The sequence below is a fragment of the Ruegeria sp. C11 genome (assembly GCF_056537725.1).
In genome coordinates this window covers 617,294-633,932 of the sequence record NZ_JBQFSB010000001.1, presented here as the reverse complement: position 1 = coordinate 633,932, position 16,639 = coordinate 617,294, and the positions used below count along the sequence as shown (strand labels likewise).

General features: G+C 56.8%; 18 protein-coding genes. 4 read left to right on the top strand and 14 right to left on the bottom strand.

Annotated features, from left to right (window positions below; genetic code table 11):
* Positions 1–41: 41 nt before the first annotated feature.
* From ACR0NA_RS03220 to ACR0NA_RS03180, 9 genes are all read right to left on the bottom strand, one after another.
* Positions 42–2,243 (bottom strand): 3-hydroxyacyl-CoA dehydrogenase NAD-binding domain-containing protein, encoded by a 2,202-nt coding sequence (locus tag ACR0NA_RS03220; RefSeq protein WP_480725924.1) that lies wholly within the window; start codon positions 2,241–2,243, stop codon positions 42–44.
* A complete protein-coding gene (locus ACR0NA_RS03215; RefSeq protein ID WP_480725922.1) occupies positions 2,236–2,724 on the bottom strand; it encodes a cupin domain-containing protein in 489 nt (162 codons plus the stop codon). The genes ACR0NA_RS03220 and ACR0NA_RS03215 overlap by 8 nt, the downstream gene beginning before the upstream one ends.
* Entirely contained in the window at positions 2,724–3,935 is a 1,212-nt protein-coding gene (locus tag ACR0NA_RS03210) for an acetyl-CoA C-acetyltransferase (RefSeq protein WP_480725920.1), read from the bottom strand. The genes ACR0NA_RS03215 and ACR0NA_RS03210 overlap by 1 nt, the downstream gene beginning before the upstream one ends.
* A gap of 11 nt (positions 3,936–3,946) precedes the next feature.
* Positions 3,947–4,585, bottom strand: a complete 639-nt coding sequence (locus tag ACR0NA_RS03205) for a glutathione S-transferase family protein (protein WP_480725918.1) — start codon at positions 4,583–4,585, stop codon at positions 3,947–3,949.
* Positions 4,586–4,900: 315 nt separating this feature from the next.
* Complete coding sequence (locus ACR0NA_RS03200; protein ID WP_170651550.1) at positions 4,901–5,113, bottom strand: hypothetical protein; 213 nt, start codon at positions 5,111–5,113, stop codon at positions 4,901–4,903.
* A 55-nt stretch (positions 5,114–5,168) separates the two neighbouring features.
* Entirely contained in the window at positions 5,169–6,950 is a 1,782-nt protein-coding gene (locus ACR0NA_RS03195; RefSeq protein WP_480725915.1) for an acyl-CoA dehydrogenase C-terminal domain-containing protein, read from the bottom strand.
* Positions 6,951–6,995: 45 nt separating this feature from the next.
* Complete coding sequence (locus ACR0NA_RS03190) at positions 6,996–7,397, bottom strand: MerR family transcriptional regulator (RefSeq protein ID WP_170651552.1); 402 nt, start codon at positions 7,395–7,397, stop codon at positions 6,996–6,998.
* Between the two features lie 213 nt (positions 7,398–7,610).
* The gene (locus ACR0NA_RS03185) at positions 7,611–7,799 is read right to left on the bottom strand and encodes a hypothetical protein (protein ID WP_170651553.1); all 189 of its coding nucleotides are present in this window, start codon (positions 7,797–7,799) and stop codon (positions 7,611–7,613) included.
* Positions 7,800–7,950: 151 nt separating this feature from the next.
* Positions 7,951–8,319 carry a MerR family transcriptional regulator gene (locus ACR0NA_RS03180; RefSeq protein WP_170651554.1) on the bottom strand — a complete coding sequence of 123 codons (369 nt, stop codon included), beginning with the start codon at positions 8,317–8,319 and terminating at the stop codon, positions 7,951–7,953.
* 116 nt (positions 8,320–8,435) lie between these two features.
* Here ACR0NA_RS03180 and ACR0NA_RS03175 point away from each other — a divergent pair, with 116 nt between their 5' ends.
* From ACR0NA_RS03175 to ACR0NA_RS03165, 3 genes are read left to right on the top strand one after another with little or no spacing between them, the layout of a single operon-like run.
* Positions 8,436–8,855, top strand: coding sequence for a PaaI family thioesterase (locus ACR0NA_RS03175; protein ID WP_480725910.1), 420 nt, complete (start codon positions 8,436–8,438; stop codon positions 8,853–8,855).
* Positions 8,856–9,374 carry a PaaI family thioesterase gene (locus ACR0NA_RS03170; protein WP_170651556.1) on the top strand — a complete coding sequence of 173 codons (519 nt, stop codon included), beginning with the start codon at positions 8,856–8,858 and terminating at the stop codon, positions 9,372–9,374.
* 6 nt (positions 9,375–9,380) lie between these two features.
* Entirely contained in the window at positions 9,381–10,697 is a 1,317-nt protein-coding gene (locus tag ACR0NA_RS03165; RefSeq protein ID WP_480725908.1) for an MATE family efflux transporter, read from the top strand.
* Positions 10,698–10,700: 3 nt separating this feature from the next.
* Here ACR0NA_RS03165 and arsC read toward each other — a convergent pair whose 3' ends face one another.
* Genes arsC through ACR0NA_RS03145 form a run of 4 tightly spaced genes read right to left on the bottom strand, consistent with a single transcriptional unit; the run spans position 10,701 to position 12,860 of the window.
* On the bottom strand, positions 10,701–11,042 hold the full coding sequence (gene arsC, locus ACR0NA_RS03160) for an arsenate reductase (glutaredoxin) (protein ID WP_480725906.1): 342 nt from the start codon (positions 11,040–11,042) through the stop codon (positions 10,701–10,703).
* Positions 11,039–12,097 (bottom strand): quinone-dependent dihydroorotate dehydrogenase, encoded by a 1,059-nt coding sequence (locus tag ACR0NA_RS03155; protein ID WP_480725904.1) that lies wholly within the window; start codon positions 12,095–12,097, stop codon positions 11,039–11,041. The genes arsC and ACR0NA_RS03155 overlap by 4 nt, the downstream gene beginning before the upstream one ends.
* Complete coding sequence (locus ACR0NA_RS03150) at positions 12,094–12,525, bottom strand: DUF1330 domain-containing protein (protein WP_480725902.1); 432 nt, start codon at positions 12,523–12,525, stop codon at positions 12,094–12,096. Before ACR0NA_RS03150 ends, ACR0NA_RS03155 begins: the two co-directional genes overlap by 4 nt.
* The gene (locus tag ACR0NA_RS03145) at positions 12,522–12,860 is read right to left on the bottom strand and encodes a DUF952 domain-containing protein (protein ID WP_480725900.1); all 339 of its coding nucleotides are present in this window, start codon (positions 12,858–12,860) and stop codon (positions 12,522–12,524) included. The genes ACR0NA_RS03150 and ACR0NA_RS03145 overlap by 4 nt, the downstream gene beginning before the upstream one ends.
* Before the next feature lie 107 nt (positions 12,861–12,967).
* On the opposite strand from ACR0NA_RS03145, the gene ACR0NA_RS03140 reads away from it, so the two are divergent.
* The gene (locus ACR0NA_RS03140) at positions 12,968–14,545 is read left to right on the top strand and encodes a bifunctional metallophosphatase/5'-nucleotidase (protein WP_480725898.1); all 1,578 of its coding nucleotides are present in this window, start codon (positions 12,968–12,970) and stop codon (positions 14,543–14,545) included.
* A 56-nt stretch (positions 14,546–14,601) separates the two neighbouring features.
* Here the strand turns inward: ACR0NA_RS03140 and ACR0NA_RS03135 are convergent, their stop codons facing one another.
* A complete protein-coding gene (locus tag ACR0NA_RS03135; RefSeq protein WP_480725896.1) occupies positions 14,602–16,347 on the bottom strand; it encodes a tetratricopeptide repeat-containing sulfotransferase family protein in 1,746 nt (581 codons plus the stop codon).
* Positions 16,348–16,639 lie beyond the last annotated feature (292 nt).

The following is a 16,639-nucleotide window of genomic DNA, read 5'->3' as shown; positions in this document are numbered from 1 at the left end:
AAAGATGCAGGCGCCCGGTTTCGGGCGCCTGCATCACCATTTCAGGCGGCTTTGGCTTCGGGGTTAAACCGGCCGTAAAAGCTCTGGTTCTTCTCCGCCATTTCCCGCAACAGAGGCGGGCAGGCAAAACGCTCGCCATATTTCTCGGCCAATTGATCACAGCGCTCTGCCGCGTAGGGTGTGCCGATAATGTCCAGCCAGCTGAGTGGGCCACCGGACCAAGGTGCAAAGCCCCAGGCCAGGATCGCACCCACGTCGCCTTCGCGGATGTCTTCCAACACGCCTTCTTCCAGCGCGCGCACCGCCTCCAGCACCTGTGCGAACATCAGACGTTCCTGAACCTCGATCAGGTCGGGCTGTTCCTCGGCCAGCGGATACTTTTCCTGCAGACCTTTCCAGTATTCAACGCGTTTGCCCTTTTCGTCATAGTCGAAAAAGCCTGCGTTCGCCTTGCGGCCCAGACGGCCCTGTTCCTCCATCCAGAAGATCAGATCGTCTGCCGCGCTTGCAGGATAGGCATTTCCCATTGCGGCCTTGGTTGCACGGGCAATCTTGGCGCCCAGATCAATCGACGTTTCGTCGGTCAGTTGGATCGGACCCACAGGGAACCCCAGTTGCCGCGCCGCATTGTCGATGAGGGCAGGCGTCACACCTTCGGTAATCATCCGCGCGCCTTCGTTGACATAAGGAATGATGCAGCGGTTGCAGTAAAAGAAGCGTGCATCGTTGACCACGATCGGCGTTTTGCGGATCTGGCGCACGTAGTCCAGAGCCTTGGCGACCGCACGATCCCCGGTTTCTTTGCCCTTGATGATCTCGACGAGGAACATCTTTTCGACGGGCGAGAAGAAGTGGATGCCGATGAACTGATCCGGGCGCTCCGAGGCTTTGGCCAGATCGGTGATCGGCAGGGTCGATGTGTTCGAGGCAAAGATGCAATCTTCGGGGATGATCGCCTCGACCTTTTTGGTCATCTCAGCCTTGACGCCTACGTCTTCAAAAACAGCTTCGATGATCAGGTCACAACCCTTCAGGTGATCCAGATCCGGGGTCGCGGTGATGCGGGCCAGCATCGCCTCTTTCTTCTCAACCGTGGTCTTGCCGCGCTTGATACCCTTGTCCAGATGGGCCTCGGTATAGGCTTTGCCCTTGTCGGCGGCGGCCTGATCGCGGTCGATCAGAACCACTTCCATCCCCGCCTGTGCAGATACCAACGCAATACCTGCACCCATCATACCCGCGCCCAGAACGCCGATTTTATTGACCGACTGATCCGGCACGCCTTGCGGACGTACAGCGCCTTTCTCCAGTGCTTCCTTGTTCAGGAACAGCGAACGGATCATCGCGCCCGAAGACGGGTTCATCAGGACCGAGGTGAACCAACGCGCCTCAATCTTCAGGGCGGTGTCGAAATCGACCAGTGCGCCTTCGTACACCGCGCTCAGCAGAGCCTTGGCAGCGGGGAACGCTCCTTGTGTTTTGCCATTCACCATTGCCGAAGCACCGACGAAGTTCATAAAGCCCGCAGGGTGATAGGGCGCGCCGCCAGGCATTTTGTAACCCTTGGCGTCCCAAGGCTTGACCAGATCGGCGTCTTTTGCGTTCAACACCCATTCCTTCGCTGCAGCCATCGGGTCGGCGGCAATCTCGTCAATGTAGCCTGCGCCTTTCGCCTTTTTAACGTCCAGCATCTTGCCTTCCAGCAGCAGCGGAGCCGCCGCAATGGCACCAACCTTGCGCACCATCCGCGTTGTGCCGCCTGCGCCGGGGAAGATGCCGACCATGATTTCGGGCAGGCCGTACTTCGCCTTGGGGTTTTCGGCCGCAAAGATGCGGTGCGTGGACAGGGGCAGTTCCATACCGATGCCCGCTGCGGTGCCGGGCAGAACAGTGGCAATCGGCTTGCCGCCCTTCTTGGTCTTGGGATCCATGCCCGCCAGCTCGATCTTGCGCAACAGGGCGTGCATCTGCATCGTACCCTCGAACAGACCCTTGGCCGGATCGTCGCCCGCCTGTTCCTTCATCACCGCCAGCAGGTTCAGGTCCATGCCGCCCGCGAACGAGCCTTCCTTGCCTGACGTAACAACGATGCCTTTGATCTCGTCATCGGCAAGCGCCTGATCAATACAGTCGTTGAGTTGCTGGAGTCCTTCAAAGGACATCACGTTCATTGTTTTTCCGGGAACGTCCCAGGTGATGATCCCAACGCCATCTGTGTCTTTGGTCAGAGTGAAATCAGTCATTGTCATCTCCAATCTGGTCAGCCGTCAGCGGGCTGCCATCCTTGCGGGTGAAGGAGAATCCGTTCTCATCATCCTTCACCATCATGTCTATGTCGCTGTAATAGCCGGTCTCTGTCGGGGTCCGTGTGCCCACCACCAGAAAGGTTGCGGGCGCATCGGTCTTGTTCACAAGGTGATGGCCATTGGCCTCACCTGCGGGCCAGGCGGCGCAATCGCCGGGCTGCATCTCATGCTCACCATCGTCATCGATCAGCACGCAGGTGCCGCTGAGCATGATGGCAAATTCGTCCTGCTCCATATGGTAATGACGCAGCGAAGACATGCCTTGCGGTTCAAGCCGCACGACGTTGACCCCATATTGGGACAGCCCGCCCGCATCGCCCACACGCTGTACGAAACGACCCGCAGTCGCCTCGGCCAACTTACCGGGATAGGACGAGCCACCCTTGAACGGGATCTGAGAGAGATCCAGCTTGGGCATCAGACCCGCTCGATAATGGTTGCCGCACCCATGCCGGACGCGATGCAGAGCGTGGCCAGACCGGTTTCCTTGTCCTGACGCTCCAACTCATCCAGCAATGTGCCGATAATCATAGCGCCGGTCGCGCCCAGCGGGTGACCCATTGCGATGGAACCGCCATTGACGTTAACCAGTGCCGGATCGACGTCAAATGCCTGCTGGAACCGCAGAACGACCGAGGCGAAGGCTTCGTTCACTTCGAACAGGTCCAGATCGCTGATCTTCATGCCATTGTCGGCCAGTATCTTCTCGGTCACCGGAACAGGGCCGGTCAGCATGATGGTCGGATCGGTACCAATCTTGGCGGTTGCCTTGATGCGGGCGCGGGGCTTGAGGCCGTATTTCTCACCGAATTCCTTGTTGCCGATCAGTACAGCCGCCGCACCGTCCACGATGCCCGAGCTGTTGCCCGCATGGTGGATGTGATTCACGCGCTCAAGATGCGGGTATTTCAGCATCGCAACCTTGTCGAAGCCCGGCATCTGCTCACCCATCATCGCGAATGAGGGGTTCAGAGCGCCAAGGCTCTGCATGTCCGTTCCGGGCCGCATGTATTCGTCGCGGTCCAGAATGGTCAGGCCGTTTTGATCCCTGACGGTGATGACAGACTTTTCGAACCGATTGTCTGCCCATGCTTCTGCCGCACGTTTTTGCGATTCAACTGCCAGCGCGTCGGCTTCGTCACGGCTAAAGCCATACTCGGTGGCGATGATGTCGGCCGAGATGCCCTGAGGCACGAAGTAAGTGTCCATCGCCAACGAGGGGTCAACAGCGATCGCCGCGCCATCGCTGCCCATGGCCACGCGGCCCATCATCTCGACACCACCGGCGATGTATGCGTCGCCTGCGCCGCCTTTGACCTGGTTTGCTGCCAGATTGACGGCTTCCATTCCGCTCGCGCAAAAACGGTTGATCGCCAAGCCGGGGATCGACTGATCCAAATCCGAAGCGAGCACCGCCGAGCGCGCCAGACAGCCACCCTGTTCCATCACTTGTGTGACGTTGCCCCAGATCACGTCCTCAACGGCGTGGCCTTCCAGATTGTTCCGCTCTTTAATCGCGTTCAGGGTCAGGGCGGACAGGCGTACCGAGGTCACCTCGTGCAGGCTGCCATCCTTGCGGCCCTTGCCGCGCGGGGTGCGCAGGGCGTCATAGATATATGCTTCGGTCATGGGTCTTCTCCTCAAGCTCGATCCGACGGATTGCCGGGCATCAGGTCATAGGGGTGTTTCCAGCCGGGCTGCTCGGACAGGCGGGTCAGCCAGGCGTCGATATGGGGCCAGTCGGCGCGATCAAAGCCGAAAGGTTCAGGGTAATAGAGGTAGCCGCAACAACTGATATCGGCATTTGTCACACCGTCGCCAACGATCCAGTCGCGACCTTCAAGGTGATCATTCAGCACCTGATAGGCTGCCTTCAGCCGACCCTGATTAAATGCAATGACATCGGGATTTTGGTGCTGCTCGGGAAGGAAGTTGATCAGAAAACGCGTCAACCCGGCCATTGAGCTGAGCTTGTGATTGTCCCACAGCACCCAGCGCAGAATGTCATAGTTCTCTTCTCGCGATCCGCCACCAAACTTGCCAGATTTCTCAGTTACGTAAGCCTGAATCGCGCCTGACTGGCTGGTGCGAAAATCACCGTCAATCAGGACGGGAGCTTCGCCCATTTCGTTGACCTTTGCACGGTATTCCGGGGTGCGGGTTTCACCTTTGAAAAAGTCGACAAAGACCGGCTCCCAGTCCAGTCCGGACATTTCCAAAGCCAGCGCCGCTTTGTATGAATTTCCACTTTCTCCGAAGCAGTGAAGTTGGATGGCCATGCGATTGCCCCTCCCAAGGCGTGTGTGGTTAGGTCGGTATTTCCGTATTTGGAGCGAGAAGAAGTGTGAAGTACTCTTTTTCTCGTAATGATTTCCTGCAGTTAATGCCCTCTAATCCCTTGGGCGGTACAGGCTTCCGAGCCGATGACCGTACGAGGAGAAGCCCTGCTGTCCCGGCTGAGTGCCGCCAAGTGAGATCAGTTCCCGGATGGCGGGGTGGACATGCCCGTCCAATTTCTTCTTGTTCCAAATACAGCCGCCTGAGGCGGATGGAACATGTGGCACGGGCTTTGGGATGCTTGGGTCAGACATTGTTCACCGTTTGCGAGCTTCAAGTTCGGAATTGAAGATACGCAGCCGGTGGGTCAGATTTTCCTCATCAATGACACTGTTGAAGTTCTCAAACAGGAAAGACAGCGCCTCACCCTCGTCCAGCCCGGCCTCTCGTGCGAACCCCTTTAGTTTGCGGTATCCGTCCTCGGTCATTGCGATGGGAAAACGTCGGGTCAGGCGAAAGCGTTTTGGCATGTCTTGTCCTCTGGATGGCTGGTTCCGGATAACGGTATCCGGAACCAGACTGAGATCAGAAATTCGCCGCGTCCAGAGCCATAACCGTATCCGCGCCTGATTGAATTCGGGTCAGGTGCGTAGCGGTGGCCGGCAGGCGGCGTGCCATGTAGTAGCGGCCAGTGTTGATTTTGGTTTCGTAGAACTCTTTGTCTGTTGCACCTGCGTCAAGCATGGCTTGCGCAGCTTTCGCCATACGTGCCCATACCAGCCCCAGACAGACATGCCCGAACATGTGCATGAAGTCGTAAGATCCGGCCAGCGCATTGTTCGGGTTCGCCATGCCGTTTTGCATGAAATACATTCCCGCTGCCTGCAGGTCCTTGGATGCGGCTTTCAGAGGTTCGATGAACGCCTTGTCATAAGCCTCGTCTTGGCCAGCGTTTTCCTTGCAGAAGGTTTTGACCATCTCAAAGAACGCCATGACGTGCTTGCCGCCGTCCTGCGCCAGCTTACGACCAACAAGGTCCAGCGCCTGAACGCCGTTGGCACCTTCATAGATCATGGCGATGCGGGCGTCGCGGGTGTACTGTGACATGCCCCATTCTTCGATGTAGCCATGCCCGCCATAGACCTGCTGGGCCTGAACGGTCATGTCATAGCCTTCGTCCGTCAGAAAGCCCTTGATGACCGGTGTCAGAAGCGAAATCAGGCCATCGGCATCTTTTTCTCCGGAGCGATGCGCCTGGTCGAGCAATGTGGCGCCCCACAGAATGAAACCACGCGCGCCTTCCGTGAAGCTTTTTTGATCCATCAGGTTGCGGCGGATGTCAGGGTGCACAATCAGCGGGTCGGCCGGGCCGTCGGGATTTTTTACGCCTGTGACGTCACGTCCCTGCAGGCGGTCTTTGGCATACTCCAACGCATTCTGGAACGCGGCTTCGGCCTGGCTGAGGCCCTGCATGCCGACGCCCAGACGCGCTTCGTTCATCATGGTGAACATCGCGCGCATGCCTTTGTGCTCTTCGCCCAACAGCCAGCCAGTGGCTTCGTCATAGTTCATGACGCAGGTCGAATTGCCGTGGATGCCCATCTTTTCCTCGATCTTGCCGACCGAGACTCCGTTGCGTTCGCCCAGCGAACCGTCCTCTTTGATGAGGAATTTCGGCACGATGAACAACGATACACCTTTGATTCCCTCGGGGCCGCCCGGAATTTTGGCCAGCACCAGATGGATGATGTTATCCGCCATGTCGTGATCGCCGGACGAGATAAAGATTTTCTGGCCGGAAATTTTGTAGCTGCCGTCACTTTGAGGTTCCGCCTTGGTGCGCATCAGGCCCAGATCAGTACCGCAATGCGGTTCGGTCAGGTTCATGGTGCCGGTCCATTCACAGCTGACCATGTTGGGCAGGTAGGTATTTTTCTGCTCGTCAGTGCCATGCGCCAGAATGGCCGAGGCGGCGCCGTGGGTCAGGCCCTGATACATCACGAATGCCTGGTTCGCCGCCGAGAACATCTCGCCAACCGCCGACCCCAGAACGTACGGCATATTCTGTCCGCCGTATTCTTCGGGCATATCCAGGCCGGTCCATCCGCCTTCCTTCACTTGCTCGAACGCGTCCTTGAAACCCGTTGGCGTGTAGACCACACCATTTTCCAACCGGCAGCCTTCGGTGTCGCCGACCACGTTGAGTGGGTGGAGCACATTGCTTGCCAGCTTCCCGGCCTCCTCCAGCACGGCGCCGGTGAACTCGGCTTCCAACTCAGCGTAGCCGGGGATGTCGAGTTCCGAGACTTTCAACACTTCGTGCAGAATGAACTGGGTATCTTTTGTTGGCGCATTGTAGACGGGCATTGGGGACTCCCTGATTATTCACATGTACGGGGACGGGCGAGTGGATCACTCGGCCGCGTTTTTTTCCTGTTTCATCGAGGCGATCGCTTTTTCGCCCCATCTCAACTGTTCCTTCAGATCGTCAATCGCCTCATTCAGCTCGTCGCGGCGTGATTCCATGTCAGCAAGGCGTTCACAGGCGATTTCGTATGTGCGCGTCATCTGCGTCAGCTGCTGGTCTCCGACGTGATACAGGTCCAGAAGCTGGCGAATTTCCTCAAGGCTGAAGCCAAAGCGTTTGCCGCGCAGGATCAGTTTCAGGCGGGCGCGGTCGCGCTTGGTGAACAGCCGCTTTTGTCCTTCGCGGATCGGAAACAGCAGCTCTTTGGCTTCGTAAAACCGCAAAGTGCGCGGCGTGACGTTGTATGACTCGCACATTTCGCGAATGGTCATCAGATCTTCGGTCATTGTTCAAACTCTCATCGCTTGCGTCTTGAACTATGAGTTGCGCAGTCGATGTCCCATTTACAACATGACATTGACGTTTACGTAATGCAGACGCTGCGTCACAAAATTGTTGACGTAAGATCAATTCACGTAAAGCGACGTGGGAGTAGTTTTATTTCGTCGCGAACATGGATGTTCGCACCGTTTCCAGTGGAAATGGATTGGTTTTGCATACTATCGGGCCGTGCCACCACGCGAGCCGGAATAATGATCGCGCCTGGCCTGACGCCTTGCCCTGACCTGTGCATCCCACTCTTCCTGGGAAACACCGGGCGGTGCTGTGCCGTACCCAGAGGGGCCGACATCGCACCCGGCGGTTATGGCGGTAATTGCGCAAAGAAACAGGGCTTGCGTGAATTTCATCATCGGTTCTCCGATCACTCACTGCCGGTCAGGCGTGTATGAAAGTCCGCATCACCGGCCAAAATACCGGTATCAGCATGCGATGAGGAGTTGATCCAATCAACCTGTGACGAGCACAGCTAACGATCAAGTGAGGCGTCGTCAGAAACGCTTAGCCCAGTATTTTTGAGGTCTGGTCGCGAAGCCGCTGCAACTCTTCCATGGCTTCGTCCAGTTGCTGCCGCTGCTGGCGCAATTCATCCATCTGGCGGTCGGCCATTTCAACAAATGTCGCCATCTGCGCCTCGTTCCCCTGATCTTCGTAGATCAGCAGCCACTGACGAATCTCTTCCAGAGGGAAGCCGAATTTGCGCCCGCGCATGATCAGTTTCATTCGGGCACGCTCGCGGGCGCCGTAAAACCGGGATCGGCCTTCGCGATCCGGCTGCAGCAGCTCGATATATTCATAGTAGCGCAGGGTACGCGGAGTTACATCGAACTCGGCACACATCTCTTTGAATGACAAACGGTTGTCGGACATTCCTGTTCTCCTCGCGTGCAACCTAGGGCGTCGCGGCGGCAAGCGCAACAGGTGGGCTTGCCCTTTGCGCGGCCCGCGGCTCATAAAGGGGTAACGAGAGGACAGGACCAAACCGAATGGCCGACAAAACAGTACTTGCACGTCAATTCATCCAAGCGATCCCGCATGCAAAGGCCCTGGGGTTGACCTTGACGCACATTGGCGAGGGCGAAGCGGAAATATCCATGCCCTATAATGAGGATCTGATAGGTGACCCCAGAACCGGCGTCATCCATGGTGGCGCGGTATCGGCGATGCTTGATACGTGCTGCGGCGCGGCCGTGATGAGCCATCCTTCGGCACCGGGCGGCACTGCAACCATTGATCTGCGAATCGACTACATGCGTGCCGCGACGCCCGGACAAAGCATCACCACTCGCGCAACCTGTTACCAAATCACCCGCAATGTGGCCTTTGTACGGGCCACTGCAATGGACGATGATCAGGAACGTCCGGTTGCCGCTGCATCCGGTGCTTTCACCGTGGAGGGTCGTTAAATGGCGCGCCCCCGTCCCGAACCAATGCAGGTCGTCAAGCAACGTCGCGACGGTGCGCTCAAGGCACTTGTCGAAGGGGTGCCGTATATCCGGTTCCTCAACATCAGTTTTGACCGGCGCGGCGACGAACTGACTGGTGTGCTGAACTTTGACGAGAAGCTGATTGGAAACCCGTTTCTGCCAGCAATTCATGGCGGCGTGACGGCTGCATTCCTTGAGGTGACCGCTGTCATAACCCTCAGCTGGGAACATTTGTTTCCGAAAATCGAAAGCGGGGAGATCGACGCAAGTGAAATTCTGAATGACGAGAGCATCCGCTTTCCGAAAACCATTGATTTCACAGTGGACTATCTTCGCTCAGGTTTGCCGCGAGATGCCTACGCGAGGGCCTTTATCAACCGGGCAGGGCGGCGATATGCGTCCGTTCGGGTCGAAGCGTGGCAGGACAATCACGCCAAACTGTTTGCGCAGGGAACCGGCCATTTCCTGATGCCGCAACCTCGAACCACCAAGGCCTGAGAAAACATGCAGGACTCGTCCGCGCCCATCACGCACCGGCGGGTACTGAAGATCGCGCTACCCATCGTTTTATCCAATGCCACCGTTCCGATTCTGGGTGCGGTGGATACTGGCGTGGTCGGGCAAATGGGACAGGCCGCGCCGATTGGCGCCGTTGGTATTGGCGCGGTGATATTGGCCTCGATCTATTGGATTTTTGGCTTTCTCCGGATGGGCACGACCGGTCTGGCGGCTCAAGCCCGGGGGTCGGGCGATACAGCTGAAACAGGCGCCTTGCTCATGCGTGGCCTGATGCTGGGCGTCACTGCCGGGGTCGTGTTCATTCTGGCGCAAGTTGCTGTTTTCTGGGGGGCGTTTTCTCTGGCCCCTGCCAGTGCCGAAGTCGAGGCTTTGGCGCGGGATTATCTTGAAATCCGCATCTGGGGTGCTCCGGCCACCATCGCGCTTTACGCGGTTACCGGCTGGCTGATCGCGGTCGAGCGGACGCGCGGTGTCTTTATCCTGCAAATCTGGATGAACGGGTTGAACATCCTGCTCGACCTTTGGTTTGTTCTTGGTCTGGGATGGGGTGTCGAAGGCGTTGCTGCGGCCACATTGATTGCAGAGTGGACCGGTTTGGCCTTGGGACTGTGGCTGTGCAGGGACGCATTTGGCGGAAACCAGTGGAGGGATTGGCCCCGAATATTCGATCCCGCCCGTTTGCGCCGCATGTTACAGGTCAATGCCGACATCATGGTACGCTCGGTGTTGTTGACGGGGTCGTTTACGACGTTCCTGTTCGTCGGTTCCGATCTGGGCGACGTTAACCTCGCCGCCAATCAGGTGCTTTTGCAATTTCTGGAAATCACGGCCTTCGCTCTGGATGGGTTTGCGTTTTCAGCCGAGGCATTGGTTGGCAGCGCTGTTGGCGCAAAGGACCGCCATCAGGTCCGGCGCGCATCCATCATGGCGTCGCAGTGGGGCGCGGGCGGAGCGGTTGCACTGGGAGTGACGTTCTTTTTGGCCGGGCCGGTTCTCATCGACATTATGTCAACATCGCCTGAAGTTCGGGCGGCCGGTCGGGAATTCCTGTTCTGGGCAGCAATCGCGCCGGTTGTGGGGGTTGCCAGCTGGATGTTCGATGGAATCTATATTGGTGCCACGTGGACACGGGATATGCGGCAGGCAATGATCCAGTCGGTCGCCATATACGTCGTCGCGCTTTTCGTTCTGGTTCCGACCTTTGGCAACCACGGCTTGTGGGCAGCGCTTATGGTTCTGAACATCGCCCGCGGTCTGACACTGGGACTGCGTTACCCCAGACTTGAGGCCCGTGTGGCCTGAACCTTATATCAGATCCAACAGCCTTTCGGTCGGCCGCCCGATTACCGCTTTGCCACCTGAAATCGCCAATGGCCGTTCGATAAGTATGGGGTTCGCGGCCATTGCCCTGATCAGCGTTTCGTCGGAATCTGTCTTTGACAGATTGAGTTCCCTGAACAGCTTCTCACCGGTTCGCATCATTTCAACAGCCGGGATATTCAATGCCTGTTGCGTGGCTTTCAATTCCGGTTCTGAAGGTGCGTCCTCAAGATATTTCCGAACGGTCACATCGACCCGACGCTCTTCCAACAGAGCCAGCCCGGTACGAGACTTTGAACAACGCGGATTATGCCAGTATTCGATCAAAGCCAGTCCTTTCGTTTGGTGCCGACGGCCTCGGCCACGTTTGCAAATCCGTCACGGGCCAAAAGCTGATCCAGACCTCGTGCAATTTCAGCGGCCAGTGAAACACCACCAAAAACCATCGCCGTATAAAACTGTACTGCAGACGCACCGGCCTGAATTTTGGCGTAGGCTTGTTCGGCCGAACCTATACCGCCAACCCCGATCAACGGAATGTCTCCGCCTGTCAATTGACTCAGGCGGGCCAGCACGCGGGTCGATTTTTCAAAAAGCGGTTCGCCTGACAGCCCACCCGCCTCGTTGCTGTGGCTGCTTTTCAACCCTTCACGAGAAAGCGTTGTGTTTGTTGCGATCACGGCATCAACACCAGTTTCGCGCGCCACTTCTGCAATATCCTCAATCTCGGCGTCTGACAGATCCGGGGCGATTTTGAGAAAGATCGGCAGGCCTCGCGTCAGGCCGTTGCGGGTTTGAATCACGCCGGCAAGAAGGGCGCTCAGTGCCTCTTTGCCTTGCAGATCCCGCAGTTTTTCAGTGTTGGGCGAAGAGACATTGACCGTCGCAAAATCCAGATGATCCGCGCAATGGGCCAGCACTTTGGCAAAGTCACCGGGGCGGTCGGTGCTGTCTTTGTTTGCGCCCAGATTCAGGCCGATGACGGCGTCCGTGGGACGGTTTGCTAGCCGCCGGGCCATCACCTCCATCCCTTCATTGTTAAAGCCAAAGCGATTTATTGCGGCACTGTCCTCTGTCAGACGAAACAGGCGAGGCTTTGGGTTGCCGGGCTGCGGGCGGGGCGTTACTGCACCAACTTCAATAAACCCAAACCCCGAACGGGAGAGGGGGGTCAAAGCCTCGCCGTTCTTGTCAAAGCCAGCGGCAAGCCCAACCGGATTGGGTAGGTCCAGCCCTGCGACCTTGGTGCGCAGACGCGATGAGGTCACCGGCCCGGGAGTTGGTGTCAGGCCTGACTTCAGGGCCTTGATGGACAATCCATGCGCTACCTCGGGGTCCAGCCTGTGCAGGGCTGCCAGCCCAAGTTTCTCGACCAGTTTCATCCAAACGACTTCCCGCTATCTGCAGGGGCACATCGGATCAGGCGTGAAGTTTCCACCGCCGCCTGTCGGTGAACCACCGCTTTTCTATATTCAGGGTCCGTCACCATCTCTAGAAAGGCGTTTACGGTTGGGTAGCGTGCAACAAATATCTCGTCCCAATCTTCGGAATCCGGCCCGATGAGAATGGTCTGAAAAACTCCACGCCAGACGATTGAGGCCCCAAGACACGCAATGATCGGCGCCGTCTCGGCTCCGTAGCGCCCATAGGCTTCGGCCCCGGTAAGATCGGAACCGGCCAGGTCGTGCCCTTCGGGATAGGCGGCCTTTGCGCGGAATTTCACGAGATTCAGCATCTCGATCGGCTGATCCCGGTCCAGCGCCTTGAAGGTTTCGAACTGCTCGCGCTCGGGGTCTACATAGTTGCTCATTTCATATCCTCGGGGAATCTGTGTACGCCATCCTCAAACGGAAGGGGGGCAGACCAAACCACATCTGTCAGCCTGATATTGCGGTACAGATGAGGAAATAGCGCGCCGCCACGCGAGGGTTCCCATTTCAGATCACCGCCTAGGGTTTCGCTGTCACAGGCCAGAAGGGTTAACCCCTTTTCCCCGGCAAAGTGTTTTGCCGCAGTTTCTGCGGCCTGTTCCGCCGTTGAAAAATGGACGTACCCATCGGCCACGTCGATTGGCGCCCCCGAGGTTTCCCCGCATTTCTGCAGGGCATTCCATTCATCGGCCCGGAAAATCTTGTAAATCAGCATGTGGCTCTGATGCCTTGCGCAACGTCCGGAATCAAGTCGCATTTCCCTGTTTGACTCTTTCCCGCTGCCAGCGCACGATTTCCGCAATCAACTTCAGGGAGATATACATGTTCACCCGTTTTCTGGCTTCTGCTGCCGTTCTCGGCCTGACCGCAGGTATGGCCGCTGCCGAGTACAAACTGACCATTCTGCACACAAATGACTTTCACGCCCGGTTCGAGCCAATCAACAAGTATGACAGCGCCTGCGAATCCGAAGACAATGCCGAAGGAAAGTGCTTTGGCGGATCAGCCCGCCTTGTGACCGCGGTTCAGGATGCGCGTGAACGCGCCGGGAACTCGATCCTCGTGGATGGGGGCGACCAGTTTCAGGGATCGTTGTTCTACACGTACTACAAGGGGCAGATGGCTGCCGAGTTCATGAACCGCTTGGGTTACGATGCGATGACTGTCGGCAACCACGAATTCGACGATGGGCCGGAAGTGCTGCGTGGATTTGTCGATACCGTGGATTTTCCGGTTTTGATGTCAAACGCGGATATTCGGGATGAGGAACTGCTGACCGACAAGATCAAGAAATCGACCGTGATTGAGGTGGGCGGCGAAAAGATCGGCTTGATCGGACTGACGCCCGAAGACACCCATGAACTGGCCTCACCTGGACCGAATGTCACATTCAGCGACCCGGTTCCGGCAGTGCAGGCAGAAGTGGACAAGCTGACTGCCGAAGGCGTCAACAAGATCATCGTACTCAGCCACTCGGGTTATGGGGTGGATCAGCGCGTCGCGCAGGAGACCAGCGGCGTGGATGTGATCGTGGGCGGACACTCGAATACATATCTGTCCAACGTTTCCGAAAAGGCGGCCGGACCGTACCCGACGGTAGTCAACGGTGTTCAGATCGTGCAGGCCTATGCCTACGGGAAGTTTCTGGGCGAGTTGAACGTGACCTTTGATGATGAGGGGAACGTGGTCGAGGCGGCAGGTGAGCCACTGATCATGGACAACACGGTGACCGAGGATACCGCTGCGCTAGAGCGCATTGCGGAACTTGCCAAGCCGCTCGATGAAATCCGCAACAAAGTGGTGGCAAATGCGGCGGCGCCCATTGAAGGCGACCGCTCTGTCTGCCGGGTTCAGGAATGCGAAATGGGCAACCTTGTCGCTGATGCAATGCTGGATCGGGTGGCTGATCAGGGCGTGACAATCGCGATTGCCAACTCCGGCGGTTTGCGGGCGTCGATTGACCCCGGCGACGTGACCATGGGCGAAGTTCTTACCGTTCTGCCATTCCAGAACACGCTCTCGACATTTGAAATCAGCGGCCAAGGGGTCATCGACGCGCTGGAAAATGGCGTTAGCCAGGTGGAAGAGGTCAAGGGCCGTTTCCCGCAGGTGGCTGGCCTTACATTCACTTGGGACCCGGCGATTGCGCCCAATGAGGGGCGAGTGACCGAGGTCATGGTGGCTGACGGCGACAACTTCGTTCCCATCGATCCGGCAGCGACCTATCTGGTGGTGACCAACAACTATGTCCGCAACGGCGGCGATGGCTATTCGGTATTTTCGGGCGACGACAAAAACGCCTATGATTTCGGGCCTGATCTGGCGGATGTGACGGCCGAATACCTGGCCGCGAACGCACCGTACCAGCCCTATCTGGATGGCCGTATCCAACAGAAATAAATTTGCAAAAGGTCAGAGCGGCACTGTAACGCCGCTCTGCACCGTGGATTGGAAATTCACCCTAGGTTTGGCCAAAGTGATTTATCCAAACCCTCAATAAATGGCGCGAGCATCCTCTCATGCTCGCGCCACGCACCTACTGACCGGGTGTGCACAGGTTGCCTTACCTGAGTGGCGCTGAGCGTCAAAACCGCTCCGGCCGATTCATGAGGGCGGGTCATGCTCTCCAACCATTCCAACTTACAGAATTCTGCGATCCGTCGGCTGCTGGTGTCGATATCGGCCACCAAATCTTCATAGCTGACATCCAAAATTTGTTCGGGAAAAACGTTCTTCCAGTGGTTTGCCAGAGCCGCATACTGATTGAATTTATGCGCCATCGCTTTCAGATCGTATGCGTAAGACAAGGCCGATCCGGAAAAATGCGCCTGCCAGAGCGACAACGCCAGATCACGGGGATCACGGCGCATGTTGATGATCCTGCAACCCGGTAACGAGCTGATCAAAAAGCCGACCAGTCGATAATTCTCTGGCATCTTGTCTACACGAACGGTGGCGTTTTGGCTTTGGTCTGGCTGATCGACGTCATAAGAAATGCGAAATTCACTCTGCTCATTCGGCCCGAAAGGTTGGCCACTATTAATCACAGGCGCAAGCAGACGTCCCGCGGAGTTTCGTTCGCCCAGAGAATAGACGTTCGGGTGGCAAGCAAGTATCGCTTCCACCAAAGTCGTACCCGAGCGAGGCAAGCCGACAATAAAAACCGGTCGAGGACTGCCGCTTCCATGCGGTTCGCTAGGAGCGGGATGGCTCTGAAAACGCTCAATCAAAGATGAAGTCAGATTGTCTTCGTATTCCTGATTGTAAGAGTGAAAGGCTGCGAGATTTTCGTTGGCCTGACGTATATAGGCGGCGAAGTCACCTGAATTAGAAGATGATTTGGCGATGGTCGCCAAAGCGAAATTCAGGCTCGCTCTATCAATGCCAGGGTTTTCGGCGACCTTTAGCGCCTTTTTAGCTTCGGCTGAGATTCTTTCGCCGAACTTATCAGCGCTTAGCCTAGCCAGTTTCTCCAGTGCGGATGGTTGGCCGGGTTTCAGTTCCAGAATCGTCAGGCAGGTATCAACGGCCTCTTCCGTCTGACCGGTTTCCTCCTGATGAGCGGCAAATCGTAACAGCGCGGATACGTTTTCCGGGTCCATTTTTATTGCAGCCCGGATGGCCGTGTCCGCCTCGTCGTGCCGCCCCGAACGGGCCAGAAGTTGGGAGACCTCAACCAAAGCTTCGATACGATTTGGCTCAACCGCCAGAATTCGCTCATAATCGGCGATTGCCTCAGCCTCTTTCCCGAGTGCCATATGAATCCGCGCTCGCATCGAAATTGCGCGTAGGTTCTCGGGACTGGCCGTGGCAACAATGTTGACTTGGTCAAGGGCCGTTTGCGCATTGCCGTCTGCCAGACAGGCCTCGGCCTTTAGGAACCTTGCGGCAGTGTCTTTGGGATTTTTCTTCAACAAATCATCCAATTGCACCAATGCTGCTCCGGGACGGTTCAAAAATATCAATTCCTGGCCTAGATTGCGCCGAGCATCGTGAAATGCAGGTGCCAGCTTGAGCGCCTTTTGAAAGTGCAGGACAGCCTCTTTATGATGTCCTTTCGCGCTGGCAGCTATCCCGGCAATGTTCTGAAACTCGGGGCGATTGGGGAATTGCTTTATCCCACGCAAAGCGTGCTTCCGAGCAGTCACAAACTGCCCGGACTTTACGGCGTTCAGCGCTTTTCCAATGAGGTTTTGATACATGTCCGAAAGTCTTTGCTATTGAGCAATGTAACGGAAGTATGACGCTGAGCTTGCTGAGACAAGGCGAGAATGAACTATGATTTCAGCCAAAGCAGAAAATGATCACCGGATGTATGCGGGCAAAAAGCTGGAACAGATGCGCGTTATGATTTAGCCGGGTTGTGAGAACGCTTTTAACATTCTTAGTGTTGTGTTTGCCAGAAACTCAATCTGGCATGCGGATCAGAGTTGATCGCGCTGATCGAAAACAACGTAGTTTGATGGTGCAGGTCACAGAAAGTTCTGACCCTTT

Bases quoted from the DNA above. Each gene is read 5' to 3' on its own strand.
- ACR0NA_RS03140 (WP_480725898.1), top strand. From the start codon at position 12,968: ATGTTCACCCGTTTTCTGGCTTCTGCTGCCGTTCTCGGCCTGACCGCA.
- ACR0NA_RS03195 (WP_480725915.1), bottom strand. From the start codon at position 6,950: ATGCCCGTCTACAATGCGCCAACAAAAGATACCCAGTTCATTCTGCAC.
- ACR0NA_RS03135 (WP_480725896.1), bottom strand. From the start codon at position 16,347: ATGTATCAAAACCTCATTGGAAAAGCGCTGAACGCCGTAAAGTCCGGG.
- ACR0NA_RS03180 (WP_170651554.1), bottom strand. From the start codon at position 8,319: ATGTCCGACAACCGTTTGTCATTCAAAGAGATGTGTGCCGAGTTCGAT.
- ACR0NA_RS03220 (WP_480725924.1), bottom strand. From the start codon at position 2,243: ATGACTGATTTCACTCTGACCAAAGACACAGATGGCGTTGGGATCATC.
- ACR0NA_RS03155 (WP_480725904.1), bottom strand. From the start codon at position 12,097: ATGAAACTGGTCGAGAAACTTGGGCTGGCAGCCCTGCACAGGCTGGAC.
- ACR0NA_RS03190 (WP_170651552.1), bottom strand. From the start codon at position 7,397: ATGACCGAAGATCTGATGACCATTCGCGAAATGTGCGAGTCATACAAC.
- ACR0NA_RS03175 (WP_480725910.1), top strand. From the start codon at position 8,436: ATGGCCGACAAAACAGTACTTGCACGTCAATTCATCCAAGCGATCCCG.
- ACR0NA_RS03185 (WP_170651553.1), bottom strand. From the start codon at position 7,799: ATGAAATTCACGCAAGCCCTGTTTCTTTGCGCAATTACCGCCATAACC.
- ACR0NA_RS03150 (WP_480725902.1), bottom strand. From the start codon at position 12,525: ATGAGCAACTATGTAGACCCCGAGCGCGAGCAGTTCGAAACCTTCAAG.
- ACR0NA_RS03210 (WP_480725920.1), bottom strand. From the start codon at position 3,935: ATGACCGAAGCATATATCTATGACGCCCTGCGCACCCCGCGCGGCAAG.
- ACR0NA_RS03215 (WP_480725922.1), bottom strand. From the start codon at position 2,724: ATGCCCAAGCTGGATCTCTCTCAGATCCCGTTCAAGGGTGGCTCGTCC.
- ACR0NA_RS03170 (WP_170651556.1), top strand. From the start codon at position 8,856: ATGGCGCGCCCCCGTCCCGAACCAATGCAGGTCGTCAAGCAACGTCGC.
- ACR0NA_RS03145 (WP_480725900.1), bottom strand. From the start codon at position 12,860: ATGCTGATTTACAAGATTTTCCGGGCCGATGAATGGAATGCCCTGCAG.
- ACR0NA_RS03200 (WP_170651550.1), bottom strand. From the start codon at position 5,113: ATGCCAAAACGCTTTCGCCTGACCCGACGTTTTCCCATCGCAATGACC.
- ACR0NA_RS03205 (WP_480725918.1), bottom strand. From the start codon at position 4,585: ATGGCCATCCAACTTCACTGCTTCGGAGAAAGTGGAAATTCATACAAA.
- ACR0NA_RS03165 (WP_480725908.1), top strand. From the start codon at position 9,381: ATGCAGGACTCGTCCGCGCCCATCACGCACCGGCGGGTACTGAAGATC.